25 protein-coding genes, 1 tRNA gene and 1 pseudogene are annotated in these 25420 nt (G+C 65.4%); 11 read left to right on the plus strand and 16 right to left on the minus strand.

Annotated elements, in window-relative coordinates; genetic code table 11:
• Positions 1–43 precede the first annotated feature (43 nt).
• The 4 genes and pseudogenes from CV755_RS18610 to CV755_RS18625 all read right to left on the minus strand — a co-directional run bounded on the left by CV755_RS18610 (position 44) and on the right by CV755_RS18625 (position 4829).
• Positions 44–685: an IclR family transcriptional regulator gene (locus CV755_RS18610; RefSeq protein ID WP_109281338.1), complete on the minus strand. Its 642-nt coding sequence runs from the start codon at positions 683–685 to the stop codon at positions 44–46.
• 242 nt (positions 686–927) lie between these two features.
• Positions 928–2718 carry a DEAD/DEAH box helicase gene (locus CV755_RS18615; RefSeq protein WP_109281339.1) on the minus strand — a complete coding sequence of 597 codons (1791 nt, stop codon included), beginning with the start codon at positions 2716–2718 and terminating at the stop codon, positions 928–930.
• A gap of 82 nt (positions 2719–2800) precedes the next feature.
• Positions 2801–3052 (minus strand): annotated as a pseudogene (locus CV755_RS18620) (type II toxin-antitoxin system death-on-curing family toxin); the annotation flags it as partial.
• A 346-nt stretch (positions 3053–3398) separates the two neighbouring features.
• Positions 3399–4829: an MFS transporter gene (locus CV755_RS18625; RefSeq protein WP_109281340.1), complete on the minus strand. Its 1431-nt coding sequence runs from the start codon at positions 4827–4829 to the stop codon at positions 3399–3401.
• 192 nt (positions 4830–5021) lie between these two features.
• On the opposite strand from CV755_RS18625, the gene CV755_RS18630 reads away from it, so the two are divergent.
• Positions 5022–5576 carry a hypothetical protein gene (locus CV755_RS18630; protein WP_109281341.1) on the plus strand — a complete coding sequence of 185 codons (555 nt, stop codon included), beginning with the start codon at positions 5022–5024 and terminating at the stop codon, positions 5574–5576.
• A 61-nt stretch (positions 5577–5637) separates the two neighbouring features.
• Here the strand turns inward: CV755_RS18630 and CV755_RS18635 are convergent, their stop codons facing one another.
• The 3 genes from CV755_RS18635 to CV755_RS18645 all read right to left on the minus strand — a co-directional run bounded on the left by CV755_RS18635 (position 5638) and on the right by CV755_RS18645 (position 8287).
• The gene (locus CV755_RS18635; protein ID WP_422070568.1) at positions 5638–6732 is read right to left on the minus strand and encodes a YeiH family protein; all 1095 of its coding nucleotides are present in this window, start codon (positions 6730–6732) and stop codon (positions 5638–5640) included.
• Positions 6732–7286: a cysteine dioxygenase family protein gene (locus tag CV755_RS18640; RefSeq protein WP_109281343.1), complete on the minus strand. Its 555-nt coding sequence runs from the start codon at positions 7284–7286 to the stop codon at positions 6732–6734. The genes CV755_RS18635 and CV755_RS18640 overlap by 1 nt, the downstream gene beginning before the upstream one ends.
• Before the next feature lie 95 nt (positions 7287–7381).
• Positions 7382–8287 carry a LysR family transcriptional regulator gene (locus CV755_RS18645; RefSeq protein WP_109281344.1) on the minus strand — a complete coding sequence of 302 codons (906 nt, stop codon included), beginning with the start codon at positions 8285–8287 and terminating at the stop codon, positions 7382–7384.
• Between the two features lie 92 nt (positions 8288–8379).
• Between CV755_RS18645 and CV755_RS18650 the strand changes: the two genes are divergently transcribed.
• The 8 genes from CV755_RS18650 to CV755_RS37210 all read left to right on the plus strand — a co-directional run bounded on the left by CV755_RS18650 (position 8380) and on the right by CV755_RS37210 (position 13335).
• Positions 8380–9336 carry an alpha/beta fold hydrolase gene (locus tag CV755_RS18650; protein ID WP_109281345.1) on the plus strand — a complete coding sequence of 319 codons (957 nt, stop codon included), beginning with the start codon at positions 8380–8382 and terminating at the stop codon, positions 9334–9336.
• Positions 9337–9454: 118 nt separating this feature from the next.
• Positions 9455–9526: transfer RNA gene (locus tag CV755_RS18655), tRNA-Cys, on the plus strand.
• A 581-nt stretch (positions 9527–10107) separates the two neighbouring features.
• Positions 10108–10452 (plus strand): hypothetical protein, encoded by a 345-nt coding sequence (locus CV755_RS18660; RefSeq protein WP_109281346.1) that lies wholly within the window; start codon positions 10108–10110, stop codon positions 10450–10452.
• A gap of 74 nt (positions 10453–10526) precedes the next feature.
• Positions 10527–10790 (plus strand): hypothetical protein, encoded by a 264-nt coding sequence (locus CV755_RS18665; protein ID WP_109281347.1) that lies wholly within the window; start codon positions 10527–10529, stop codon positions 10788–10790.
• 86 nt (positions 10791–10876) lie between these two features.
• The gene (locus CV755_RS18670) at positions 10877–11614 is read left to right on the plus strand and encodes a hypothetical protein (protein WP_109281348.1); all 738 of its coding nucleotides are present in this window, start codon (positions 10877–10879) and stop codon (positions 11612–11614) included.
• A gap of 157 nt (positions 11615–11771) precedes the next feature.
• Entirely contained in the window at positions 11772–12359 is a 588-nt protein-coding gene (locus CV755_RS34245) for a hypothetical protein (protein WP_153068696.1), read from the plus strand.
• 466 nt (positions 12360–12825) lie between these two features.
• A complete protein-coding gene (locus CV755_RS18680; protein ID WP_109281350.1) occupies positions 12826–13119 on the plus strand; it encodes a Scr1 family TA system antitoxin-like transcriptional regulator in 294 nt (97 codons plus the stop codon).
• An 18-nt stretch (positions 13120–13137) separates the two neighbouring features.
• On the plus strand, positions 13138–13335 hold the full coding sequence (locus CV755_RS37210) for a DUF397 domain-containing protein (protein ID WP_109281960.1): 198 nt from the start codon (positions 13138–13140) through the stop codon (positions 13333–13335).
• Between the two features lie 900 nt (positions 13336–14235).
• Here CV755_RS37210 and CV755_RS18695 read toward each other — a convergent pair.
• Positions 14236–14778, minus strand: a complete 543-nt coding sequence (locus CV755_RS18695) for a flavoprotein (protein WP_109281352.1) — start codon at positions 14776–14778, stop codon at positions 14236–14238.
• Complete coding sequence (locus tag CV755_RS18700; RefSeq protein ID WP_241561277.1) at positions 14775–15968, minus strand: helix-turn-helix transcriptional regulator; 1194 nt, start codon at positions 15966–15968, stop codon at positions 14775–14777. Before CV755_RS18700 ends, CV755_RS18695 begins: the two co-directional genes overlap by 4 nt.
• A 329-nt stretch (positions 15969–16297) precedes the next feature.
• Here CV755_RS18700 and CV755_RS18705 point away from each other — a divergent pair, with 329 nt between their 5' ends.
• Both CV755_RS18705 and CV755_RS34250 read left to right on the plus strand, forming a co-directional pair.
• Positions 16298–16537, plus strand: coding sequence for a hypothetical protein (locus tag CV755_RS18705; RefSeq protein WP_241561278.1), 240 nt, complete (start codon positions 16298–16300; stop codon positions 16535–16537).
• Entirely contained in the window at positions 16534–16770 is a 237-nt protein-coding gene (locus CV755_RS34250; protein WP_153068698.1) for a DUF7848 domain-containing protein, read from the plus strand. Before CV755_RS18705 ends, CV755_RS34250 begins: the two co-directional genes overlap by 4 nt.
• A gap of 102 nt (positions 16771–16872) precedes the next feature.
• Here CV755_RS34250 and CV755_RS18710 read toward each other — a convergent pair whose 3' ends face one another.
• From CV755_RS18710 to CV755_RS34275, 7 genes are all read right to left on the minus strand, one after another.
• Entirely contained in the window at positions 16873–17382 is a 510-nt protein-coding gene (locus tag CV755_RS18710) for a hypothetical protein (RefSeq protein WP_109281354.1), read from the minus strand.
• 84 nt (positions 17383–17466) lie between these two features.
• Positions 17467–17808: a hypothetical protein gene (locus tag CV755_RS34255; protein WP_153068699.1), complete on the minus strand. Its 342-nt coding sequence runs from the start codon at positions 17806–17808 to the stop codon at positions 17467–17469.
• A gap of 374 nt (positions 17809–18182) precedes the next feature.
• Positions 18183–19169: a hypothetical protein gene (locus CV755_RS34260; protein WP_153068700.1), complete on the minus strand. Its 987-nt coding sequence runs from the start codon at positions 19167–19169 to the stop codon at positions 18183–18185.
• A 29-nt stretch (positions 19170–19198) separates the two neighbouring features.
• Positions 19199–21406, minus strand: coding sequence for a hypothetical protein (locus CV755_RS34265; protein WP_153068701.1), 2208 nt, complete (start codon positions 21404–21406; stop codon positions 19199–19201).
• Positions 21407–21414: 8 nt separating this feature from the next.
• On the minus strand, positions 21415–21858 hold the full coding sequence (locus CV755_RS34270) for a hypothetical protein (protein ID WP_153068702.1): 444 nt from the start codon (positions 21856–21858) through the stop codon (positions 21415–21417).
• Between the two features lie 154 nt (positions 21859–22012).
• Positions 22013–23122 (minus strand): type VII secretion-associated serine protease mycosin, encoded by a 1110-nt coding sequence (gene mycP, locus CV755_RS18715; RefSeq protein WP_241561279.1) that lies wholly within the window; start codon positions 23120–23122, stop codon positions 22013–22015.
• A 1781-nt stretch (positions 23123–24903) separates the two neighbouring features.
• Complete coding sequence (locus tag CV755_RS34275) at positions 24904–25341, minus strand: hypothetical protein (protein WP_153068703.1); 438 nt, start codon at positions 25339–25341, stop codon at positions 24904–24906.
• Positions 25342–25420: the final 79 nt, after the last annotated feature.

The following is a 25420-nucleotide window of genomic DNA, read 5'->3' on the forward strand; positions in this document are numbered from 1 at the left end:
CCGTCGAATCTAATTCACCGCGGCCCCACCCGGCACCGAGGGCCTAGCGGAGCGCGTCCGCCACTTCCTTGGCCGCCTCCATCACCCGGGTCCCGACCCGCTCCGGCACACAGTCGGTGAGCAACACCACACCCACGCTGCCCTCGATTCCGCTCACCCCCAGCAGGGGGGCGGCGGCGCCGCTGGCCCCGGCCTCCAGTTCGCCGTGTGTCAGCGCGTACCCGGGGTTGTCCACCTCGCCCCGGCGGGCGGCCAGGATGGCCCGGCCCGCCGCGCCCCGGTCCAGTGGATGCCGGAACCCGGTGCGATAGGCCACGTGGTAGTCGGTCCAGGTCGGCTCGACCACGGCCACGGCCAGTGCCTCGGCGCCGTCCACCAGCGTCAGATGGGCCGTTGCCCCCAGATCCTCGGCCAGGGCCCGCAGAGCGGGCAGGGCCGCCTCGCGGACCAGTGGGTGCACCTGGCGGCCCAGCCTGAGCACGCCCAGGCCCACCCTGGCCCGGCCGCCGATGTCACGGCGCACTAATTCATGCTGCTCCAGGGTGGCCAGCAGCCGGTAGACCACCGTGCGGTTGACCCCCAGGCGGACCGACAACTCGGTGACGGTCAGCCCATGGTCGGTCTCCGCGAGCAGCTTGAGCACGCGCAGCCCTCTGTCGAGCGTCTGCGAAGTCTCCGCGGTCACGACGCCCCTCCTCCGATGAAAGGCGGGCACTCACCGCGGTGGGGCGCCGCCGGTCCCGTTCCGGCGGCGCGCGGGGAGAGACCGCCGGGTCGCTTGACGCGGCCGCGCTCCGCGGCGGCGCTGCCACGGGGCGTGTACGTGACCGGCACGGTAGCGAGCAGGTCCGCTTCGCGGAAGAGTCTGCCCACAATCCGGGCTCGGCGCATATGAATTGCACCTTGCCGCGGAGGACCCGGCGGGGCTCAGCGCATCCTGGTGGCCCACTCCCGCACCTTGTTGATGCGCTCGGTGAGCTGCCCCGCGGTGGCCTCCGCGCTGGGCGGTCCGCCGCAGACCCGGCGCAGTTCGGTGTGGATCACGCCATGCGGCTTGCCGCTCTGGTGGACATAGGCACCCACCAGGGTGTTCAACTGCTTGCGCAGTTCCAGGAGTTCCTTGTGGGTGACCACCGGCCGCCGCTCGGCCGGGATCTCCAGCAGGTCCGCCTCCTGGTCCGGCTTGCGGCGGCTGTGCGCGATCTGCCGCGCCTGCCGCTTCTGCAGCAGCAGTTGGACCTGCTCGGGCTCCAACAGCCCCGGAATTCCCAGGTAGTCCTGCTCCTCCTCGCTGCCCGGATGCGCCTGCATGCCGAACTCGGCGCCGTCATAGAGCACCCGGTCGAAGACCGCGTCCGACTCCAGCGCCTCAAAGGGCAGCATGTCCTGCTCGCCGGTGTCCTCGTCCTGCTGCTTCTCCGCCTCCGCCAGGAGCTTTTCCTCCTCGGCGTAGGGGTTCTCCTCCTCGCCCTCCTTCTTGGGCTTGTCCAGGACGTGGTCCCGCTCCACCTCCATCTCATTGGCGAAGGTCAGCAGGGTGGGGATGGTCGGTACGAACACCGAGGCGGTCTCGCCGCGCCGCCGGGAACGGACAAAACGGCCCACCGCCTGGGCGAAGAACAGCGGGGTGGAGATGGTGGTGGCATACACCCCGACCGCCAGCCGCGGTACGTCCACCCCCTCGGACACCATCCGGACGGCGACCATCCACCGCGAGTCACCCTGGGAGAAGTCGTCGATGCGCTGGGAGGCGCCGGAGTCGTCGGAGAGCACCACCGTGGGCCCCTCCCCGGTGATCTCCCGCAGCAGCTTGGCGTACGAGCGGGCCGAGTCCTGGTCGCTGGCGATCACCAGCGCCCCGGCGTCCGGGATGGACTTGCGCACCTCGGTCAGCCGCTGGTCGGCGGCACGCAGCACATTGGGCATCCAGTCGCCGCGCGGGTCCAGCGCGGTCCGCCAGGCCTGGGAGATGGCGTCCTTGGTCATCGGCTCGCCGAGCCGGGCCGAGAGCTCGTCGCCCGCCTTGGTGCGCCAGCGCATATTGCCGCTGTAGGAGAGGAAGATCACCGGCCGGACAACGCCGTCGGCGAGCGCGTTGCCATAGCCATAGGTGTAGTCGGCCGCCGAGCGCCGGATCCCGTCGTTGCCCTCCTCATAGGTGACAAACGGGATGGGATTGGTGTCGGAGCGGAAGGGCGTACCGGTCAGACAGAGCCGGCGGGTGGCCGGTTCAAAGGCTTCCAGACAGGCGTCGCCCCAGGAGCGGGAGTCGCCGGCGTGGTGGATCTCGTCCAGGATCACCAGCGTCTTGCGCTGCTCACAGCGGTTGCGGTGCAGCATGGGGCGGACGCCGACACCGGCGTAGGTGACGGCGACGCCGTGGTACTCACGGCCCAGCGGGCCGGCGCTGTACTCCGGGTCCAGCTTGATACCCACCCGGGCCGCGGCCTCGGCCCACTGCTTCTTCAGATGCTCGGTGGGTGCGACCACCGTCACCTGCTGCACCACATGGTGGTGCAGCAGCCAGGAGGCCAGGGTCAGCGCGAAGGTGGTCTTTCCGGCGCCCGGGGTGGCCACGGCGAGGAAGTCGCGGGGCTGGGTCTGGATGTACTTGTCCATGGCGCCCTGCTGCCAGGCGCGCAGCTTGTTGGCGGTACCCCAGGGGGCCCGGCCGGGGAAGGCGGGCGAAAGGTGATGGTTGGCGGTGGTGGTAGTCACGGTCTCCGTCGGCGGTCTCGGGGATCGGCAACCGCGTCAGCCTACCGGTGCCCGCCCGCACGCCCCGGGGGACGAGCCCGGCTCACCCCCCGGTGGGACTGAGGTCACATTCCGCCCCACCGTGCAGGGCGCGCAGCGCGGCGGAGATCTCCCCGACCTCGCGTATCGCCCCGGTGGTCACACCGATCACCAGGCGCTCGGCGGCGTCGATGTCCGGGCGGAGCTGGACGCCGTGCAGGGCGAGGAAGGTGACACAGGACAGCCATGCGGTGCGCTTGTTGCCGTCCACCAGGGGGTGGTTGATCGCTATCCCCTGGAGCAGGGTTTTTCCTCGGCGCCTCATGTGCCGGGTGCGGGCCGTATGCGGTTGCTCGCGCAGTTCCCCGCGCCCCTTACGGGGCGCCCCACCAGGGGCGCGGGGAACTGCGCGAGCAACCCACCACCGGCCCGCGGGTGACACACAACCCACTCTCACGCAGGGGCAACCCCCGGAGTCACTCGTCGGACGCGAGCCACGCGCAGCCAGGGACGGCTCGGGCCAAGCACAGGGGGCGCCCCAATAGGGGCGCGGGGAACTGCGCGAACAACCGCATACGGCCCGCACATCGCACCCGGGCCGCACCGGCGACTCCCCCGTCAGCGCAGGCCAACTCCCGCCAAGCACCCAGCCCCCCGCACCCTCAACGCGCGCCGCGCAGACGCGTGGCCGTCCACGCGCCAACCACCGCCATCCCGGCCAGCGCCAGGAAGACGGCGGCAAAGGCGGTCGCACCAGCCCCCCGATCCGCCCCACCCACCGCACCGAAGAGCACCCCACTCGCCCCCACCAGCACAATGTTCCCCAGCGCGTCGGAGATCTGGAGCGCCGCCGAGTTGGCGCCCTCCTGGCCCGGACGGGACAGTTCCAGAACCAGCACGCTGCCACCCGAGATCGTCAGCCCCATGCCATAGCCGCCGATCACCCAGGACACCGCCACCACCCAGGCCGGCACCCCATCCACCAGCACCGTGCTCACCAGGGCGATGGCAGCGGTGATCAGCACCATCCCCAGAAACATCAACTGACGCCGGTACCGCTGGAGTCGGCCCCGGCTCTGGGTGAACGAGCCCAGCGCCCAGGACAGTCCACCACCGGTGAGCGAGAGTCCGGCGGCCGTCGGCGAGAACCCCCGCTGGGTGACCAGCATCAGCGGAATAAAACTCTCCGCCCCCAGGAAGGCCCCCGCCGCGATACCCCGCAGCAGCACCACCGCCGGCAGGCCCCGGGCGGCCCGGAACGTACCGCGCGGCAGCAGCCGCACTATGGACGGCGCCAGCAGCGCCAGGCCGGCCAGCGCGGGCAGCAGGGAGAGCCACTCGCGCCGCTGCCCGGCGTACTGCAGCAGCGCCGCCCCGAACGCCACCGCCAGTGCCAGGACGATCCGGCGCCGCCCAATGCGCCGCGCGCTCCCCGCGATGCCGGCCGCGCCCCCCGTACCAACCGTCCCGACCTGACGAAGTGCGGGCAACATCACCAGCAGCGGCGGCACCACCAGCACCGGTATCGCCAGGAATACCCAGCGCCAGCTCAGCCGCTCCGCCACCGCCCCGGCGACCGGCGGTCCCACCAGCACCGGGACCACCCAGGCCGCCGAGAACGCGGCCATCACCTTGGGCCGCAGCCGCTCCGGGTAGGCCCGGCCGACCACCACATACAGGGCGACCAGCACCAGCCCGCCGCCCAGTCCCTGCACCGCCCGCGCTGCCACCAGCAGCCACATCCGGGCGGCGCTGCCCGCCAGTACCAGCCCGGCGGCGAAGCCGGCGATGCCGGTGAACAGCGGGGCCAACGGCCCCGAGCGGTCGCACCATTCGCCGGACAGCGTCATGGAGAACAGGCTCGCGGTGAAGTACGCGGAGAAGGCGAAGGCGTACATCCCCACGCCGTCCAGCGCCCGCGCCGCCACCGGCATGGCGGTGTTGATGGCGCTCGCCTCAAAGGCGATCAGTGAGACAACGGAGATGATGCCCAGGGTCAGTGCCCGATGGCGGCGGCCGAGGACGCCCTCGGCCGGGCCGCCCGGAGCGGTCCCGGAGTCGGAGCCGGAGCCGGAGGTGAGCGGAGTGGTCATAGCAACCGAGCGTAAGGAGCGCAGCTCAGAAGCGCCCCTGTCAGGAGAACCAGATCCGCTGGTCCTTCCGTCCTAGGGATCATCGACGCGGCACGAGTGAGGCATGAACATGCCATACACTCACCGCGCTCAAGCACTCCGCCCCGGCTCCGGGGCTGCACAACCAGGGGGATCGAGATTTCCGCTCGACGCATGCTCACCGCCGCGCTGCTCATCACCGGCGCGCTCACCATGACCGCCTGCGGTCCGGACGACAGCGGCAAGAAGGACGACGCCTCGTCCTCGGCATCCAGCACCGCCGCCCCGTCCAACGGCAAGGAGAAGCAGGACGGTTCCGCGGACAAGAAGAAGGGCGACTGCCCGGTCATCGCCAAGGGCCACAAGGTCATCCAGGTCACCGGCGTCGAAGGCGCCATGAACAACGTCCTCGCCAAGGACGCCAAGATGGCCTGCAGCCCGTCGATGAACGAGGGCGCCTCCTACCACCCCTCCGGTCCGGTGAAGACCTACCACTGGACCCCCCAGGCCAAGATGACCGTCATCACCAAGGACGGCCCCAAGCAGGTGGACGCGCATGGCATCGGCCATGTGAAGACCTGCGCCGACCCGGACGGCAAGCAGTACGACGGCGGCCAGACCAAGCCGCAGGACCGGGCCAAGGAGTTCTGCAACGGCGGCAACTTCTATGACGTGGTGGTCGGTTCGGGCGACACCATCACCGAGATGACCGAGCTCTACTCCTCCTGAGCCGGGCGGGGCCCGGCCGGCGCCGGGCCCCGTACCGCAAGCGCCGCACCGCGGCCCCGTATCAGGTGGTCAGCAGAACACCCCCGTACGAAACCCCCGCGACCACCACCCAGGAGCACAGCCCCAGCGCGGCCACCCGGGCCCCGGTCCGGGTCAGCGAGGGCAGATGCACCGCGCTGCCCAGCCCGAACAGGGCGGCGGCCAGCAGCAGTTCCTGAATGTGCTGGGCGGCGTCCAGCACGCTTCCCGGCACCCGGCCCGTACTCCGCACCAGGACCATCGCCAGGAACCCCAGCACAAACAGCGGCACCAGGGCCGGGCGCTTCCCGGAGACCGCTGCGCCCCGGCGGCGCCGGCGCGCCGCCACCGCCACCGCCGCCACCAGCGGCGCCAGCAGCGCCACCCGCATCAGCTTCACCAGCACCGCCTCACCGAGCGCCGAAGGCCCGGCGGTCTGGGCGGTGGCCACCACCTGTCCCACATCGTGCACACTGGCGCCGGCCCAGCGGCCGAACTGCCCGTCACCCAGCCCCAAGGGGTGGTGCAGCAGCGGAAGTACGGCGATGGCCAGGGTGCCGCACAGGGTCACCAGCGCCACCGAGGTGGCCACATCCTCCTCATCACTGCCGGACACCTCGCTGACCGCGCCGATCGCCGAAGCACCGCAGATCGAGTAGCCGGTGGCGATCAGCAGCGGCTGGTCACCGCGCAGCCCCAGCTTCCGCCCCAGCCACAGCGTGCCGAAGAAGGTGGCGGCGACCACCGCGAACACCATGGCCACCGTCGCCCAGCCCAGGCCCAGCACATCGTGCAGGCTGAGCTTCAGCCCCAGCAGCACGATGCCCACCCGCATCAGCCGCTTCCCGGCCAGCGTCAGCCCCGGCCGCCCGGCGCCCCGTACCCACTGCCGTACGCCCGGCAGATGGGCGGCCGTGATGCCCAGCACCACGGCCGCGGTGAGCAGCGGCACCGCCGGTACCAACCAGTGCACCGCCCAGGCCAGGGCGACCCCCGCGGCCGCCATGGCCAGACCGGGCAGCTTGCCCGGAGCGGGCGGCTTGCCGGCCGAGGCACGGGGCGCGGACGATGTCCGCGCCCCGGCAACTCCCGTACGGGTACGTGCCGTCTTCGCCCGTCCCGGATCTACGACCGCCATCAGATCTCGTCGGCCGGCAGGTCGTACACCCGACGCACACTGGAGCCCAGCCGGACCACGTCGGCACCGTAGATATGGATCGAAATCGCCTTCTTGGTACAGGAGTTGCGGACCCGGTGGATATCACCGGGCGGCGCGAAGGCGCTTACCTCGCCCTTCGCATTGGTCACATCCGCGGTGGCGACCAGCCGGGCGGTGGTGCCGTCCGGCACCAGGCGGTAGCGCCGCTCGCTCTCCGCGCCCCGGTGCACCCCGGCCACGCCCCAGGAGACATGGTCATGGATGCAGGTCTGCTGCCCCGGCAGCCAGACCAGCGCCACCACCGAGAAGCTGCCGTCCGGCTCGGTGTGCAGCACATGCTGGCGGTAGCGCTCGGGGTCGCCCTCGCACTGTTCCTCGGTGAGCAGGTCCTCGGCGCCCAGGTGGGCCGCGAGCCGTTCACCGGCCAGATAGGCCGTGATGTCGGGCGGCAGGCCGCGGCCCACCGCCTCCCGGATGTCCTCGACGAGCCGGGCGAGCCGGGCGGTCGTCACGGGTGCGGTGGTAGTGGTCATACCCGCAGCGTCGGACGCCCGATCCATCACGTCCAACGACGATCTGTTGACCGGCCCCCAACTCCCGCTTATGGATGGCCGATCGGCGGATACGCTCAGCACCCGACCCGTCGCTCCGCGGCGGCTTTCAGCTCGTCCAGAACCAGCGCGGTGGCCGGCACCCGCAGATGCTCACGCAGCACATAGGCCGACACCTGGCGCCGGGAGGCCGGGTCCAGCGCCCGGACCGTCACCTTGTCGTGCCGCAGGAAGGACAGCACCAGGCCCGGCATCATCGCCACCCCCAGCCCCTCCGCCACCAGCGACTGCACCACCAGATTGTCATCCGTGGTGAAGGCGATGTCCGGGGCGAAGCCCACCTCGGCGCACTCATGCAGAAAGTTGGTACGGCAGCGCAGGCACCCGGCGATCCACCGCTCCTCCATCAGGTCCGCCAGCTTCACCGCCCGGCGGCGGGCCAGCGGGTGCCCGGCCGGCAGCAGCACCGTCAGCTGGTCCTCCAGCAGCGGTATCTCCGCCAGCTCCTCCGGGACCTCCTCATGCAGCCCCGGATAGGTGAAGGCCAGGGTGATGTCGCACTCCCCGCGCACCAGCCGGCGCAGCGAGTCCGGCGGCTCCCCCTCCAGCAGCTCCACCCGCACACCGGGGTGGTCCGCCGCCAGCCGGGCCAGCGCCTCCGGTATCAGGGTGGCCCCCGCGCTGGGGAAGGCGCACACCCGCACCCGCCCCGCCCGCAGCCGGGTCAGCGAACTCATCTGCTGCTGCGCCACGGTGAGGCTGTGGAGAATGGTCTCCGCGTGCCGGGCCAGCGCCTCTCCGGCCTCGGTCAGCCGCATACCCCGCCCCACCCGGGTGAACAGGGGCGTGCCCACGGACCGTTCGAGCGCCTTCATCTGCTGGGTGACCGCGGGCTGGGTATAGCCCAGCACCCGGGCGGCCGCCGAGTACGACCCGGCCGTCACCACCGCGTGGAAGGTCTTGATGTGCCGGGAGTCGAACACACCTGAATCATAAGCGGAATTTGGGATAGACGAGTGAGTGCCCGGGGGTTGCTTCTGGATACCCCACCATCAACTCCGGCAACCTTGGACCTATGCCGCATACCTCTAGCTCTCACAGCTCCGATGGCCCCCATAACCCTTCCGGCCCCCATAACCCTTCCGGCCCGCGGAACTCCTACAGCTCTTACGACGGCGCCGAACTCGCCTACCACCTCCGCCCCGCCCGCGACGGCGCCGCCACCCCGCCCGTGATCTGCCTGGCCGGCGGCCCCGGCCGGGACGCGGCCTACCTGGGCGACCTCGGCGGCCTGGACGCCCACCACACCCTGGTCATCCCGGACAGCCGGGGCACCGGCGCCTCCCCCGCCGCGCCCGACCCACTGGCCTATGCCTTCCCGGCCCTGGCCGAGGACGTGGAGTCGCTCCGCGCCCACCTCGGCCTGGAGCGCTTCGCCCTGCTCGCCCATGACGCCGCCTGCGCCACCGCCCAGGCGTACGCGGCCTCGTACCCGCAGCGCCTCAGCCGTCTGATCCTGGTCACCCCCGGCTCCCGCCTTCAGGGCGAACTCCCCACCGACGCCGAGGAGATCTTCGAATCCCGCGCCGACGAGGACTGGTGGGTGGACGCCTATGTCGCCGTCCACTCCCTCCCCGAAACCCGCGACTTCACCGAGGCCCGTGCCCTGCGGCTGCGCGCCGCGCCCATGGCGTACGGCCGCTGGGACGCCCCCCAGCGCGCCCACGCCGCCACCGAGCCGGACCAGTTGCACCCGGTCCCCCGGGCCGCCTTCTGGCAGGGCGTGGACGAGGCCGCCTGCCAGGCCGTCCTGGAACACCTCCGCTATGTCCAGTGCCCCGTACTGGTCATCACCGGCGACCGCGACGCCGTCACCGGCATGCGCGCCGGCGAACTGGTCGCCCGCTCCTTCCCCGCGCGCACCACACATCTGCGACCGCTGTACGGAGTGGGCCACTACCCCTGGGTGGACGAGCCGGAGCTGTTCCGCCCCCTGATCGAGGGCTTCCTGGCGGGCCGGGAGCCCGTATGAACGCGGCATGTCGGCCCGTGTCGGCCTCGTGGCGGCGGAGCCGGGAGCGTTGTGCGCCCTCCCCCGGCCCCCTATGGTCATAGCCGAAGCACCAACCACCCATCACTGATCACAACTTGGCCGTGTGCCCGAGTGGTTGAGGGGCTCGCCTGCAAAGCGAGTTACGCCGGTTCGATTCCGGTCACGGCCTCTGCGCAATACGGGGTGCCCTGCGCTGTGCGGGGCACCCAGCCCATCTGAGTATCCCTACTCATGTGCGGGCACCGCCCTCGCCCATACCGTCCAGGGCATGACCTCAACTCACCACTCCCCCAGCGGGCGTCCACCCCGCCTTGGCGCGCGCCGGCCTTCCCAGCCGCGCCGTCCACGCCCCGGGTGACTCAGGGCCCTTGAGCCTTGCCCGCGCCGGGCGCGGCACCTGACGGCTATACGTCCGAACGACCCGTCCACGGCCGGTCCCTCAGCCCCCGCCTCCCTCACGGGACCCCGCACTGTTGCCGGCACCGCGCCTCCGCGCCGGAAAACCCTTCGCCCGCAGGCCCATTCGGCCACGGATTCCCAACTCTGAGTGGCGCGAGGACAGCCGGCCCAAGGATGCCTCAGCTCGCCCACCGACTTGATCCGCCGGCCGGGGCGTGGCGGCGTCGGCCCCCCGGACCCTCTTCCCACCGCGACGGAGACCAGCCACAACGTCGCACCACGGCGCTGCGGAACAGGCCGCCTTCCCTGCTCCAACTCCCACAACCCACCGACCCCGAACACGGACTTCCCATGACCACGCCCACACCACCCCCACCCTCATCCCACTTCCCCGGCTCCACCGCCATCAAGTGCCTCATCGCACTCGCCACTTACGCCTTCGCTCTCATCACCTTCATCGTCCTCCCCTTCTCCGTCATGGCCAGCGACAACTGCGACTCTCCCGACCCCCGCCTGATCTGCTCGCCCACCGGCCAGAACATCGTCGCCTGGACCCCCATCGCCACCGCCCTCACGGCCGTAGTCCTGACCACCTGGGGCCTGGTCTCCCGCCGCGAATCCGCCCCAGCGGGCCTGGTCGGCGCACTGACCCTCCTGGTCGCCGCGTGGGCCGTGGTCGGGGGCATCACCGGATGAGCATCCAGTCACCGTCGCGCCCCAACGCCACCGCGGTCCGGCAATCCCGCCGCACGGCTTGGACAGCCTTGTTCATGGGTCTTGTCTCCGTGGCTCTGATGCTGTGGCACTCCTTCAGCGCCCCCTTGGCCTTCGCCCCCGGTTTCGCCGCCCTGCTCCTCGGCCTTCAGGCGGGCCGCCACCTCAAACAGAGCCGGAACCCCAACGACCGCTTCCTGGCGATCACCGCCACCCTCTTCGGCGTGGCAACAGCCGCCATCTCCTTCGTCCTCACCGTCAAGCTCGCCTTCCTCGTCGTCGTTCTCATCCTCTGGGCCATGACCGCAACCGCCGAGTAGGAATCGCCCCCTGGCCGTCGCCGCCCCTCCCCCACCCGCGAAACTTGATCGCAACGGCCCGACGACCAGCCGACGAGGACCCCCGCATGACGATGCCCCCGCCCCCGCCCACACCTCCGCAGCAGCCCTACCCGGCAAACCCCTACGGAGCGGCGGCCCCGCCCTACCCCCATCCCCAGCCCTACCCCTGGGGCGGCCCGCCGGTCCCCCCACCCCGGCGCGGACTGGGCCCCGGGGCCATCACCGCCATCGTCCTCGGCTCCATAGCCGGCGTCGTCTGCCTCGGCCTCCTCGCAACCGTCCTGCTGGCCCACTCCGACGACACCTCCTCCCCGCGCTACCGGCTCACCGTCCCCAAGTCCCTGCTGCACGGCCGGTACACACTGGACGAGGACATGAGCCAGACCCTGGCCGACCACCTCGGCAGTCGCTCCGGCCCCAATGAACGCCATATGAAGGCAGCGGCGGGCAAATACTCCTCCTCCGGGGACCCTCAACTCCTCCTCGCTTCCGGCCTCTACGGCCAAATCCGCAACCCCAAGCGCGCGCTCGCCAGCATGCTGAAGGGCATGAGCGAGGCCGACGGCGCCCATATCAACACCGCACCCCGCGAGTTGACCCCCTCCGGCACCGAAGAACCCATCACCTGCGAGGTACTCGGATACACCCGCTACGGCGCCCCCGGCACCCTGACCGTATGCGGCTGGAGCGACCACAGCACGGTGGCCACGGTCTCCTCCCCCGACTCCCACCACCCGGACCTCCAGGCGGCGGCCAAGCGCGCGGCGGACGTCCGGAACGAGATGCGGGTGCCGCTGCAATAGGGGCACCCAACCGGCTTTCTGAAATTGCAAGGAATTCCAGTGCGGGCATGGAATCGATAGCCAAGTCCAAACCAATATCCAACGCGGTCAGGAGTGCCTCCGGCGGGACAAATATCGTCCACTGCTGAATCTTCGACCATCACACAGGAGGCATCAGGTGATCCAGAAGTTCAACGCTTTCACCGTCATACCTAAATACCGCCGCTCCCAGACCGCATTCGACGTGCATGTGGACGGAGTACGCGCACCAGTAGCCCGGGCAAGGAAGGACAGTTCCTTCGGCAGTCTCTCCAGATATACGGTCCACAGTGAGCCACAACTGGAGTTCGAAGGTTTCGTCACTCCTTTCAAGGCAACGATTCCCGGTTCCGGGGAAGTCGGCAGCGTGGACCACAGGGTACCGATATTGGGGAAAACTCAATGGATATTCGCCCAGAAGAACATGCCTGAACTGAGAGGCGTTCCGTCAGGCATCAACAGCACTGTTCGGCACACCTTCCCGATCAGCATCGTCGGCGACAATTCGCTTCTCGATGCTGTCTTCTCCTTTCGCCTCCATTTCCGTGCACCCGAATCCGACGGCTTCGAACTGACTCGCCTAGCCGGCGCCCGGGCACGTTTCAGGGTCAAGGTCCACGACGACCGCGTCAGCCGTCTGCTCATTCTTTGCAGTGTCGTGCACTTCGCCCGTTACGCGACCGCGGACCCCGTCGAGTACGCCGTTTCCCTGACCTCATTCGACTGATCCCACTCCGGCGTCCAACTAGCGGAAGTATCCACCCTCTCTGATGGGATGAGGCCACCGCGATTCCGTAGCGGTGATCGCAGTCAGCGTTCCCTGTTTGCCGATGAAACCCAGCGAACAGGGCACAAAGACCGCTCAATTAGCTCGCGAGAACTTACCGCCCTCGCCGCATAGTTGAGGAGCATTGTCACTGCTGGGCACGGGGCTCTGAGTGCACCGCAGCATCCCGGATCGGCGCCTGCAATAGTTGACTTGGAGACGGGAGCGGAGGGGCCGTCGTCTTATAGCCAAGTGCACGCCCCCCAACCAACAGTCCAGCACACGCGTCGCGTAACACGTGGAACGCAATGGCTCTACTCCCTCATTCCTCTGACGATCGGCGTGTCCTTCCTCGGCTTCGGCGTGTACGGTCTCCGCCGAGCCGGCGTGCTTCGCCGCATAGGCGTCACTGCCAAGGCTCGGTGAGATGGGAAGCCCGGGCACCTTGGACAGCCAGCTCATCAAGCTGCTGAAGACAGCGAAGTTGCCTCACGTACGCCTGCGGGTCCTCCCATTCAGCTCAGGCGCGCACACCGGCATCGACGGTTCCTACACGATCTTCAGGTTCGACGCAGGGGAGCCGATCGTCGCCGTGGAACCGATGACAACCTCCGTCTATCCAGGTGGAGATGACCACGTCGGCCAGTACGACTCAGCGTTCAGCCGAGTCCTCTCGCAGGCGCTGGGCCCGGCCGAATCACACAAGTCATCAAAAACCTGATCAGAGGTGGCGCTCAACATGTGCACTGCGCATAGAAACGCTACGTTCAAGAAGGCCAGTTACAGCTCGGGCGGTCAGAACTGTCTCGAAGTCTCCGCACCTGACAATGCCGGCAACATAGTTATACGCGACTCCAAGGCCCGAAGCCGGCTGTTGCACTTCTCGACATCGACATGGCGCCACTTCATAGCAGAAATATGCACTGGCAGAGATTGAGTTACCGGTGCTCAACACCTGAGACGCCGGCGTTTTCTCGACCGCCCAAACCACCCGCTGCGAGGTTGTCGCGCATGACAACACTTTCCTGCGGGTGGCTTCCCCGGCATTGGGCAAACCATCCCCTACCCCTGCGGCCCGATTCAGTAGCTCAGCACGGTGCAGCTCGACTCCTCCCATGTTTCACCATGTTGGCTCGGAGACGGCCACCATCGCCAACTCGTCGAGCGGGCCGCAGGGCTTCGCGCTCGAAGGGCCAGCGTCTTATCACTTGATCCATGCAATCACCAAAGGAACTTGAGAAGTGACTCGCATGTCCGAGGTCCGATGGCAGTGTCCTCTGTGAGGGGCAGCCAAGCTTTTCGCCCCAGTCAGTTCCTTCGAAAGAAACGACCCCGAGAGCCGGACCTGTCCGGATGACTGTCAGCCGGCTCAGAAGCCACTTCTTGCTCCTCCGAGTAGACAAGTTCGGCGACGCTGACTCGGAAGTGGCGGACTCGACCGGCCAGTCGGAGCTCCGTAAGCCAAGTTCCATCCGCCAGCTTGAAGACCAAGCGCTCGGGAGCCTCCGACGAGCGGACGCGCCCATGTCCCCCTGGAAGGTACGTCCGCGCCACCTCCTCAGCCAATATCAGAGCTCGTTCCCGGCCACCCGGCACAGGCTTCCTGACGGCTAGCCTCCACCGATGAAAAACTTCGGAGCGAAGAGACTCCACATACTCGGCATTTAGATAATCCTCTTCCACAAGCACATGCCAGCTTCCATCCATCACTATTCTCAAGAGCCTTTCTACTCAATGATCATTGCAACCGCAGGAATGCCCCTCCGGAGTGGTCGGAGCCAGAGGCCGGGCGCCTGCTGAACGACAATGAGCATCCCTCTCCAGCCCCCAATGAAAGCTATCCCGGAAGAGCATCAATCGCCGCTTGCCATGGGTACGCATCCACGTCGCCCTGCCGCGGGTGATGCGGAACGAATCCGCCCTCGCCCAACAGAACGGTGACGCCCGCCGACCGCAACGTCTCAACGCTTCGCGCGACCGCCGGGTGCTTGCCCTGGGCGGCGTTCCAGTGTGGCAGGGCGACGATGGGCAATCCCAGACCGATGCCCTCGGTGATGAGCCCCAAGGCCAGGGTGTCACTGATCCCAGCCGCCCACTTGTTGAGGGAATTCGAGGTCAGCGGAGCCACCAGAATTGCGTCCGGGGCGGGCAACACGTCTTCCTCGGACGGCAGCTTGTACTGATGGCGGACGGGGTGCCGGGTCAGTCTCTGCAAGCGATCGATCTCCCCCTCCATGTCCTCGATGGCCCAGCGGTAGGCATACGGCGTCAGGATCAGGCAAACGTCCCAACCGGCTTTCTGGGCAGCCTGGATGGGGACATCGATCCGGCGAACCGGCGGCGCGGCACCGGCGACGAGGTAAAGAGTCCGGTTGTTCATGCGGAAAGTCCACAACGCCCGGCCAGCGCCCGCAAGCGTCCCTCGGCAACACCCGCACCGAGCAGCCGCAGATCCTCGACGAGCCGGCGGGTACGCGGCCGACAGCGCACTTCTTCCGCCACCTCATGCTCCGCTTCCAGCAAGGTGTCCACCGCTTCCTCGCGGCGCCCCACCTGGGTGTACGCACGAGCCAGGTCGGCGAGATGGTGGGCACGGCGCTCACGCGGCAGCGCCGCGCGGGCAGCGTCAGGAATGCCCTGGGCGACGGCCACCGCATCAGCTCCCTGCGCAAGCTGCACATGCGCGGCAACGCGGTGGAGGGCAACATTCGTCGGCCCGAAAGCTGTCCACATGGCGTTTCCGTCACCACCGAGTTGTGCGGCCCTCCCGGCCGCCTCCTCAAGCAAGGCAGGAACGGCGGCTTCGGCCGATCCCGCATAACGGTCGCCAGACCGGGCCACTGTCGCCTGTGCCATCGCCGCCTTGAGGTACAGCATCCCAAGAACGCTTACTCCGTCCCGGCCCCGAGTGAGCAACTCAGCCTCCAGCCGGCCAGCCGCCGTCGTGGCGAACTCGGCCGCAGCCCTCGCGTGTCCACGGTGGTTCATGGCATCCGCCAGGTGCCGGGCCGCGGACGCCATGACCACCACATCGCCGGACCGCCCGGCTGCCGCCACCGCCCGGTGTCCGGCCAGCCATGCCAAGTCATAGTCGCCGTACTTGATGGCGGCCGCCTCGGCCAGTTCCAAAGTCAGCGACAGCACCCGGAACGAGGCCAGTTGCTCATCTCCACCATGCCGAGCCGCCGCACGATTGGCATCAAGCAATAGCTCGGGTACCAAACGTCCAAGGCTCGCGAAGTGACCCGCCTGGAAAGCGCTCCTGCTGTAAGCCAGATTGCGGCACAAAAGGTCAACGGGCATCGGCTCGGCGTCACTGTTGTCACAGGTACCGGCGATGAGGTCGTGCCCCTGGAGCACAGCCCAAATCCGCTGGATCTCCACGGGCCCCGCGCATTCACCCCCAACAGTGACGGTGTCGGACAGCAGTCGCTCCAACGGAACCCCCAGCACCTGGGCGGCCCGCTCCACCACCGACAGCCGGGGGTCCTGTTGCCGCTGGCCACCCTCCAGGTCCTGTACCCAACGCCGCGACTGGCCCATAAGCGCACCGAAGTCGGCCTGTGTCATGCGTCGATGAGTACGCCAGTAGGCGATCCGCCGACCGATGCCCCTTGTGTCCATCTGGCCCCCGGAGAGTCGCATCACAAGGCACGCACTCCGCATGCCCACTCACCGTTATACCGCCCTTACGGTGAGAGACCTCGCGACCGTGCAAGCGGCCCAGCTCGTAGCCAACCACCGGATAGGAGCACCGACTTGATCGCCCTCATCCCTCACTGTGCCACCAGGACGAAAGCAGCCATCCGAACGGACCGCCAGGACGAGGCCAGCCCGCAACCAACGCCCGGGAGAAGCGCCATCCTTCCGCGCCGCGTCCTGGGTCCCGAGGTGGGTACGTGAGCACTCCGGATCAGAGCAACCACCAGAAGTTTCCAAAAGGCACGTTGGCGATGGACAACGCACGCGGCCGAATCGGCCAGGTGATGGACCACCTGGAGAACCGCATTCAACTCCGGCCAGTCCAGGGAGGGCTCGAGTGGGACGCCACGCTGGAAGACCTGCGACCGGCAACGCCCTCGGAGGAATTGAGCGCCAAGGTCAAGGCCATCAACTCCGCTGCGAAGTTGGGCGGATGACCGAGCACCCCACCGCCCCGCTCAATCACTTGACGTCCGCCCTCGTCAAGATCATGGGCGTGCCGGAAGTCACCCATGAACTGGAATGCCTGACCTGCTCCGCCCGTTCTGGACAGAACAAAGAGCTCGAACCAACCCGCGGCTGGGCCCGTCGGCACTCTGCGGGTATCCCCTCGCACACCACTTACCGAGAAATCGTGCACCGGTACTGGCAGGCATCTCTTCTGAAATGACCGCCCTGGCTTGACACAGCCCCAGCCCGCGGCACCCTCGCATTGTCCAACGGCTGGGGCCGTACTACTGCTTTCATCAACTGGTGCGCGCGCACCAGCCAGTCAGAGCTTGAACAGTACTCCGCGCCAGATCCATCCCGCGTCCAGGACCGTCTTCTGCAAAGGGATCTTCATCTCAGCAGGGTCGAAGCGGAAGGTCTCCTTCATATGCCGACGTCCATCGGGTCCCCGCTCGACCACCCAATGCCGGGATACCGCCCTCACCTGCCCACGGGACCACTCCCCTCCGAAAGCCAGCCTGGGTGGGTTACCGATCCACGTGACCTCCCGTTGCTCGTCAACGGTGCGGACTTCGTGGCTCTCATGGACAAAGCGCATGCGGGTCTTGAGCGTCCGGTCCAGCTGGTTGCGCTGGAAGAAGCCACGCCATGCAGGCTCCAGGACCCGCCACTCCGCCACCAAGTCCGCCCGCTCATTGGCGGCCGCGCTGCGCACGACCCACGGCACGTCGGGCCCATTGAGCGCGAGCAGCGCGTCCCGTACCTGCCAGCCGGGGAGCGGGGTGACTCCTTCGGGGTATTTGGTGCCGTTCAATCTGTCGAGAAAGCCCATTGACCAAGCCCTTCCTGAGCTTCCGCCCCAGCGTCCGAACGCACCGTGCGCACACCGCGTGGCGGTCAAAGCCCCAAGTATCTTTTACGTTGCCGCACATATATCAAGCGCTGCTTTGGCAGTCTTTTCACCAGGAAAGTCGCGACAGAGCGTCGAGAGGAACATCGCGAGCATCATCCCTGCGAGAAGAGGGAGAACCAGCGGCAGCACAAATGGACCAAGTATCTGCATTGAGGCAAACCCGAACCCGCCATGGCCCTGTCCTGCTGTTAGCGGCTTAAACCCATGGATTCGCAGCCTCCACCACATGCGTCCAAACTCGGCTGCAACGACGAGCGCCACCAGTACAGATACCGCAGCGCACAGAGGCCAAGGGTAGCCGTCCCACAGCTTGACAAGCGGGACGGCAAATACGGCATCGACCATCACACAGAGAAAAAACTGGACCATGGACCACGCAACTCGACGCAGCCAGTACGACCCGCCTCGATCAATCCAAGTGCGCCCAAGAACTCCTATCTCAGGCCGGCCTCGGTACAGCAGCCTCCATTGCTCGAGCTGCGCATCCCAGCGCGCATCCCTGTCCCGGCCCAGAGCTTGATCGACGTACCACCGGACTTTTCGAGACCATCCCTCAGGAGGAGGTGAGGAATAGCCGGACACCAGCCGCAGCAGCTCACCAGGGCGCCTCGTCAATTGAACACTCCATGACACAGCTTTTTCTTAGATCTACATGTCCACCTGGACGGCCGGGCTTGCCTGGGATGCCCTGGGGTATGCCACCGGCAACAACTGTACTTTTATGACCGGATAACGGTGCATTTCCAGTTTCTGGCCAACCCGTCGATGAAGGCTCTGAATAGGGCGGATTCCGCATCAGCCACCGAGGCCTTGCGCTGCTTCTCGATAAGCCACTTGTAATCCGCCGATGCCTTAATAGACAAATAGGTGCTGTTTCCTCCGCATTTTGCTACTGGCCGACCGGACGGCGGCGCCATCGTTCCAGCCGGAGCAGCAGACGAAGGGTCGGTTGATTCCCTCTGAAGCGCCGCCATAGTGACCTGCGGAACCTCAGTGTCTTTAAAGCGGATGTCGCAAGTCCAAATCCGATTCGGCAGACTACTTATGCGTTCCGTTTCTCGCTGACCATACCGATCCGGTCTGGCAAGCTCAGGGATGACGAAGCCCTTTAGGCCGCAGGCATCGTTGGGGTTCAAAGCACGGGTAGATGGCGAATGCAGCTCAACGTCCTGCGCCCCGCGCTGAGCACAGCCGGCGTCCCGACTCAATCGGGCCGCCGCCGATTCCAAGGCCTGTGCCATTTCCTTTCGAGCATGCTCTGAGTGCCATGAGTGGTCTACAGCGCGGATCCGAAGCGCCCTGGAGGGGCATCCTCTCGGAAGAGTGATCCAACCTGCGTTGTCGGAAACCCCTCCGGTGCCGCTGCCGGCGAAGTATGAGAAGTCGGCGTTCGTTGCCCAACCATAATCATTGATCGGGAAATCAGCAGGCTCGTCCAGAACTTGAAGGGCTAGAGTACCGGCCTTTTTTGGGAACTCACTGCGCACGCGGACAGTGCAGTCTGTGATCAGACCAGTCTCGCCGGAATTTCGAGTCGCCCCTTGCTCTGAGGAGACACGTCCAGAGATTCCCGTGATCTCTTCAGCCCCACGGGAAGACAAAAGGTCGTTGCACAGCCTCTCCGGTCCAAACAAATTGGTGTTGAAGCCTGCATACAGGCTTGCAGCGATTAGAAGTGTGACCGCTCCACACGCCAGAGCAATCATGCGATGACGCTTCGAAAATCGCAATGTACTCATCGCAGGTACCCGAGAGCCCGGGTGCGGCCCGCCACATAGCTCTGGACCGCTTCTTGCCGCATCTGTTTGATGGAATTGTATTCCGGGTCCATGCGATTGGCCGGGTCGATATGACGCTGTTTAGCTGAGGAGTCAATAAGATCCTGCACAGAGTGCGAGTCCTCAGTCCACGCTTCCGAAATTTTACCTCGAGCATCCTCAGCTGCAAGGTTCTTCACATCGTTTGACCAGTCGTAGAGAGCGGCGTCCAACACACGTTGAGCAGCATCGCCTACTCCGGGAACGAAGGCTGACATCGGAGCTCCGCCCAAGTGATAGCCATATCTGGCTACATCGTCCGCCCACTTTTGCTTCGCATCACGTTGATCCATGATCACATCCGAGCCGACAGCATTCAGGATGCCAAAGTTCATTCCGGTGTCTCTGCTGGGTACCGTCCAGTCGGCATCTCCGTGGAGCGGCCTATCCGGCATCCTCGCGAGAGCATCCGCCGAAGATGCGCGTTCCGTGTTGTAGATCAGCGCGAAACTCTGCGGATCGTCAGCTACGGCTCGTATGACACGCACGAGCGACTCCTGCTTCACGGCGATGTGCGAATCGCCGTTTTTGTCACTCCAAACGCCGTCCTTCCCGCCATCGTAGCCGTAGGCAGGATTTTGGCCGGTCAGGATTTCATGCAGATCAGTGGAATAGTCGGATATGGTCCGTGCGATGGGCGCCCTGAGACTCACCGGCATTTCTTTGCCGTAAGTCTTGTTGAGTGTTTCCAAGGCATCCTGCATAACTCGTGCCTGGCCTTCCGTGTGCCTGGCCCCGAGGCCTGACGGGAATCCTGGCTCATGACCCGTTGAGGCCGCCTCGATCGCCTTTGCCAATCCCTTTCGCGTGTCTGAGTCTTCTACCCACTTAGTCTGATCGAGATCCGGGTGGGTATTATGCCCCGATGGTTCGAAGCGCAATTTCCAGTCGCGATCACGCAAGAGATATTCCAATCGGTGATTCTCGCCGTTTCTTCCCGGATCGAGAAATGCCTCAGCGGTCTTCGGGTCGCGACTGGCTATGTCCAGAAGGCCATCGATCGGATCCTTGGTCACCCACTGAGGAGGGTTACCAAAAGCCTTACCCTTTGGCATCCCCCAGACATGCTTGTCCCTTTTCTCGGCCGCAATCATGTCATCCCCCAGATCGCTTACGAACTGAGGTGAGTAATTCCCACCATGGGACATCAGGGTGACGAGTGACTGATACCCAAGCACTGGCACCTTGCTACTTGGGTCGGTTACCTCTGTGCCTGTCTTGCGGAGACCGTCTCGCCATCTCTTGTAGAACGCTGTATCAGATGACTGGGTTGCCGTTGCCAGCGTTGTGGCAATGTCCGTTTCAATGCCAAGGTAAGCGCCCTTGTCTGAACCCTTTGCTTTCTCAGCGAGCTCATTAAGGCGATCTGAGAGGTGTAGCGTTCTTTCCGGCCCAAGAGCATCAAGAAATGACTGACTAAAAGCCTTGTCTTTGTAATTGTCGCGCAGAAGGTGCTGAAAGTCCTCCAGCTCCTCGGGGGTGAGAGTCCCTTTGTCCAGCCTGTCGGCCAGGTCTATCGCCGCCTTCGACTCGACCCTCCTCCTGTCGCCATCGGCAGCTGCGTTAAAGTGCACTCCGGTCGGATCAGATATCAATCCGTTGAAGAAACTGACTCCGGCCGCCTTTTGCAAAGCGAGCTTGACTCCATAGTCACAGTCATTAACTGCAGTCACCACGGCAGTTATAGCAGAAGCCCAGCTTTCCTCGGCGGACAAAATTGCAGGATTATGAATCAGGTCCATGGTTGCGCCGGAACCGAGTTTGCTCCGATCATATTGCACTCGCCCTTGGCTATCGACGACCATACCTGCCTTTTGGGCCTCACCAACCGTCTTCTTGAGTTCTCCAATGAGTCGCTTAAAGTCTTTATGGGCACTGCGCAGTACGGAGGCAATAGCTCGAGCCTCTCCCTGAGCCGAGGCGAACTCCTGCTGGGTCTGGGAGATGCTCACCAGCCCCACGTCGGCGCTCTGGCCAACCCAGGCACCGTCTCCGACCAGGTCCTGCACCTCACCTTTGTGCTCACTGCCCCGGTCTTTGAACTTACCAGCCATCTCCTCCCATTTAGTTGCGGCCGTGGCCAGCTTTTCAATGTCTATGGTCAGGATATCCTGGTACGAAATCACGGCGCTCCCTAATAGCCCGAAATTTTCGATTGCGGGACAGATCCCGAACCAGTTGAGGTGTGGCTCTGCAGGTTAACTTTCAAGGCATGGTCCGTGCCACTAAGAGATGTTTTAGTGCCCTCCAGACCCACCTTTTCCGTGCCAAGCCGGTGAACTAGAGCTGATACCTGACGACTCCACTCCTCGAGCGCAGACTTCAGACCTACCGCAGTGTCCCACCCTTTCAGCTCACTCGCTGCTGCATGTGTCGCCTCATCCGCATGCGAGCCAGATCTCTTCGTGTCCGGTCCGATGCGGTCCTGCAGGGCGCTGATCGCCGACTTATGCTTATCGTAGGCTATATTCAGATTGGCGCTTTCCTGGTTTCCGGCTGCCGAATCCAGCTTGGTGCTTTTTTGGTGGCTTTCCAGCGCCCTGGCCCGGAGTTCACTCCACTCCTCTTCAAATGCCATATTTCCCCCCTCGCCTATCGCGGTAGATACAAATCCTGCAGGTATGAGCAAATTTCAAACCAGCGTTCACCGGCAAGGTCTGCCTATTGAAGAATTGATACCTTTTGCCGGTTCTCCTTCAAGCGCATGCATTGCACTGCGGTGAGTCGTTACGTCATTTGCGGCTACGGCGCAGGGTTCTAGTCAGTGCCGCGACCGCTGCGCCGAATAGTGCGGCTGCGCCAATGCCTGCAACTACCCACGTCATGGTGCCGTGATCCTCGTGAGTCCGCCCTGCGGCTTGGTCAGGTGTATCGGTTTCACTTGCACGGGGCTTCACAGCCTCTGAGACCGCGGGAGCCGGCATGGCAGAGGTGGGCTTACCAGTCAGCGGATGAATGTCGGCGGCCCCCGGGTCGCCTGGGTCCTCAAGAGCGACGCGGGGACGGATCAGGCCATAGCCGACGTTGTCGTTGCGTTTCTCGCCTGTTGTGGAGCGGCCAGCGGTGTTGATGAGGACGCGGAGGACCTGGTTGGCGGTCCAATCAGGGTGCTTGGACCAGACTAGGGCGGCGGAGGCGGAAGCGAGTGCGGAGGCATCGCTTGTGCCATGGCCTGTGCAAACTCCCGTGCCACCCTTACAAGTTGAGTACATGTCGGCACCAGGCGCGACAAGGGCCACCTGCGGGCCCCGCTCCGACTCGGCGGTTACCTCGCCATCGCGGTTTACCGCTCCGACACCTACGACACCCGCGTAACCCGCGGGGTAGAGAAGCGGGTTGCCTTTTTGTGCTGAATTGCCGACGCCTGCGAAGATGAGCTTGCCCTTGGAGAGGGCGTAGTCCACCGCGTGTTTCTCACTCTCCAGGTCGCTCTTCTGCCCAAGCAGGCTTCCCATCGAGATGTTGACGATCTTGGCTTCCGAGTCTGCCGCGTATCGGATGGCACTCGCGAACGAAGCGTTGGCGATCCGCAGGGGGAGAATCTTCGCTCCCGGTGCAAGTCCCAAGCTTCCTTGACCACCCCGTGCCCTACCAGTTCCCGCGATGAACATGGCCATCCTCGTCCCGTGGCCATTGTCATCCGAAGTCGCTCCGCCCGGCAGTTCTGAGAAGTCTTTGCCCGGCAGGACCTGACCGCGCAAGTCCGGGAGATCTGCCTGTACTCCCGTATCGATAATTGCAACGGTCACGCCAGCCCCTGTGCTGGTCTTCCACATTTCATCCGCGTTCATGGCGTCCAGATACCACTGCTTTGACCGGATGCTGTCCGCCTGCGCAGGCATGACCGAATTCAGTAGGGCGAGTGAGAGCGCAAGGCCGAGGAGTGAGCCAGCTCTGCGTTTGCGCCCGGATGATCCACGGCTACCCATAGTTTGCGCTCTCTTCTTCCACGCTGTCGTTAGTCAACGACTGGAGGGACAGTCCGGCGTCGCTTGCTCTGCGCCCAGGTTTCCTCAACTTCGGTCAAGTAATCCGGACGCGCAGCCTTTTCCGAGCTCTTGTTAGGACGGCGCGGCGGGTTACTCGCGCGCCCCACAAGTCCCGTGCCACCGGGCGTGAATGCGCGTGAAGCGGTGGATGGACGTGTCGATGCGGGCTCACCCACCACGCCGCCAACTTCAGTCGCCAGACGGCGTCCAGTGGTTCCCGTGGCACCTGCCCTAGCCTGACCCCCAGGCACGGCAGACCCTCCCGGGCCATAAGTCATTGGCGGGCGAGTCGTTTGTTGGCCCGGCTCGGTGCCGACGACGGTTCCCCTCGGCATCTGTGCCGGAGTTTGCCCAGTCGCGCGTGGAATCGGTCGGCCTCCGACCACACCATCGCTCGGTGCTTCAGGCGCCGGGATACCAAGCCTTCCAGGGCCTAGGGGGCTTCGTGGGACACCAATCATCGGGCTTTGCGTCGGCAGCCCGGGTCCGCCCACCTCGGGAATGCTCGTCGTCCTCCCTGGCACGGAGCCAGGCTCCCCAATGCGCTTTGTGTTTCCAGGTGTTGGCACAGGTGGCAATGGCAAGCCACCAGGGATTCCACTGATGTGCGGTGCGTGGCTTGTCCCAGGGGAAGGGGTGACTGGGGTTGTTGGAGTCGTCGGCGTCGGTGGCGCAATCACCACGCCGTTCACATGTGTATGCGTGGGAGGTTGTTCACTCCCCGTGGGGATGGTGTGTATGGCTGCAGGGTCTGGGCTCGACGACGCCACGGCATCGTGCCCCGGGGAGGCCGAAGTTCTGACGTCCGAGTATGCCGAGGCCGTCCCAGGGCTGCTGAGCCCTGATTCACCAGCGGGGGAATTGCCACCCCCATCTTTCCCCGTAGGCGCGGGTACGTACTCCATATCTTCAATGGGAGGCGGCGGCATCATCACCGGGGGCATAGGCGGAAAGTTCGGCCGTTCCGCCGAAGTGATCGAAACGCCCGCCTCGTTGTACGACTCAGCCAGCGCTTTCATCAGGCCGGCCGCGTGGAGCCGGTCTGCCTCCAGTGCCTGCTGAGCCTTGTACGCCTCTGCATGACTTGGGCCGCCAAGAGCGTTGGCCTGGTCGTTCGCCAGCGGTCCGGCTTCCGGGATCTTAGGCATCATCAGAGTCTCCGGATGCCTTATCTGATATTCGCTGACGATCTTCTCGTTCGCCTGAGATACGGGGCGCATACTCTTTGCGGCGACCAGGCTGGTGTGCGCCCTGTCCATCGCTTCGCCCACGCTCTTGCTGTAATTGGCCAGACGGCCAACAGCATTCACCATGTCGGCCCCCCAGTCATGGAATGCTTTGGCACCCTCGCTGTCCCACTCGACGCGGCCTATGTCCTTCCGTAGCTTCTCTGCCGCGTCATGGATCTTTTCATGGGCCTCCTTGAGCTTGTCGGCCGCGTCCTTGAGCTTTTCGGGCGCCGCGTTGGCCACCATGGAGTGCAGCTGTTCGTGCGGCAGAGCGTAGAAATCCTGGGACGTATGGTGCCGGTGAACGCTCTTACGTGGGTCCTTCGGCCTGTTGTCCTTCACAGAGTCAGCCATTGCTGACGTCCCCCCAATCCGCAACGAGATAAACCGTCATCCGCCACGCCGTCACCATGTCACCTTGTTGCTGCCCGGCTTGTCGGCAGTGTGGTCGGAGTTCTGCTGGGCAACCGGGCTGCCCTTCGGCGGCACGTAGTACTTCATCAGTTCGCTCTGGACGGCCCACATCTTGTCTCGCTGATCCAGGTCGGTATCCACATATCCGTTGTGTGCGCTGTGGATTGCCAGTTTCAGAGCTTCGATTTGGTCATGCAACAGCTTTGAAAGGGCAACAAGATCTGAGTGAACGGAGTTGTAGGCGCCGTACAGCTCATTCACTTCGGCGAATCCCTGCCCCAGATGGATGGATTCAACTGATGCTTCAGCGATGCTGGTAGGCGGTGCACCGTTACCAGTCAACGTCCGGAGCACCTCGTCAACGCGCCCCTTGAATGTCTCGAGCGTCTCCAGTCTTGTCTCCAGCTTGCCAGTAGCAGGCTGTGCCACCTCAACCCCCACCCCTCAGTCAACCCCATGCGTCCTGCAACAAGCGCCCCAAGCTTACCGACTGGTACTGACAGTCACC

Source organism: Streptomyces orinoci, assembly GCF_003121295.1.
Lineage (GTDB): Bacteria > Actinomycetota > Actinomycetes > Streptomycetales > Streptomycetaceae > Streptomyces > Streptomyces orinoci.

What these genes read in the sequence shown, in the direction of transcription:
- mycP (WP_241561279.1), bottom strand. Translation starts at nt 23,122, where the DNA reads ATGCCTGCGCAGGCGGACAGCATCCGGTCAAAGCAGTGGTATCTGGAC.
- CV755_RS18625 (WP_109281340.1), bottom strand. Translation starts at nt 4,829, where the DNA reads ATGACCACTCCGCTCACCTCCGGCTCCGGCTCCGACTCCGGGACCGCT.
- CV755_RS18640 (WP_109281343.1), bottom strand. Translation starts at nt 7,286, where the DNA reads ATGACCACTACCACCGCACCCGTGACGACCGCCCGGCTCGCCCGGCTC.
- CV755_RS37210 (WP_109281960.1), top strand. Translation starts at nt 13,138, where the DNA reads ATGTGCACTGCGCATAGAAACGCTACGTTCAAGAAGGCCAGTTACAGC.
- CV755_RS18660 (WP_109281346.1), top strand. Translation starts at nt 10,108, where the DNA reads ATGACCACGCCCACACCACCCCCACCCTCATCCCACTTCCCCGGCTCC.
- CV755_RS18700 (WP_241561277.1), bottom strand. Translation starts at nt 15,968, where the DNA reads ATGACACAGGCCGACTTCGGTGCGCTTATGGGCCAGTCGCGGCGTTGG.
- CV755_RS18635 (WP_422070568.1), bottom strand. Translation starts at nt 6,732, where the DNA reads ATGGCGGTCGTAGATCCGGGACGGGCGAAGACGGCACGTACCCGTACG.
- CV755_RS18680 (WP_109281350.1), top strand. Translation starts at nt 12,826, where the DNA reads ATGGGAAGCCCGGGCACCTTGGACAGCCAGCTCATCAAGCTGCTGAAG.
- CV755_RS18630 (WP_109281341.1), top strand. Translation starts at nt 5,022, where the DNA reads ATGCTCACCGCCGCGCTGCTCATCACCGGCGCGCTCACCATGACCGCC.
- CV755_RS34255 (WP_153068699.1), bottom strand. Translation starts at nt 17,808, where the DNA reads ATGGTCGATGCCGTATTTGCCGTCCCGCTTGTCAAGCTGTGGGACGGC.
- CV755_RS34250 (WP_153068698.1), top strand. Translation starts at nt 16,534, where the DNA reads ATGACCGAGCACCCCACCGCCCCGCTCAATCACTTGACGTCCGCCCTC.
- CV755_RS18650 (WP_109281345.1), top strand. Translation starts at nt 8,380, where the DNA reads ATGCCGCATACCTCTAGCTCTCACAGCTCCGATGGCCCCCATAACCCT.
- CV755_RS34270 (WP_153068702.1), bottom strand. Translation starts at nt 21,858, where the DNA reads ATGGCATTTGAAGAGGAGTGGAGTGAACTCCGGGCCAGGGCGCTGGAA.
- CV755_RS18665 (WP_109281347.1), top strand. Translation starts at nt 10,527, where the DNA reads ATGGGTCTTGTCTCCGTGGCTCTGATGCTGTGGCACTCCTTCAGCGCC.
- CV755_RS18695 (WP_109281352.1), bottom strand. Translation starts at nt 14,778, where the DNA reads ATGAACAACCGGACTCTTTACCTCGTCGCCGGTGCCGCGCCGCCGGTT.
- CV755_RS18710 (WP_109281354.1), bottom strand. Translation starts at nt 17,382, where the DNA reads ATGGGCTTTCTCGACAGATTGAACGGCACCAAATACCCCGAAGGAGTC.
- CV755_RS18670 (WP_109281348.1), top strand. Translation starts at nt 10,877, where the DNA reads ATGACGATGCCCCCGCCCCCGCCCACACCTCCGCAGCAGCCCTACCCG.
- CV755_RS34260 (WP_153068700.1), bottom strand. Translation starts at nt 19,169, where the DNA reads ATGATTGCTCTGGCGTGTGGAGCGGTCACACTTCTAATCGCTGCAAGC.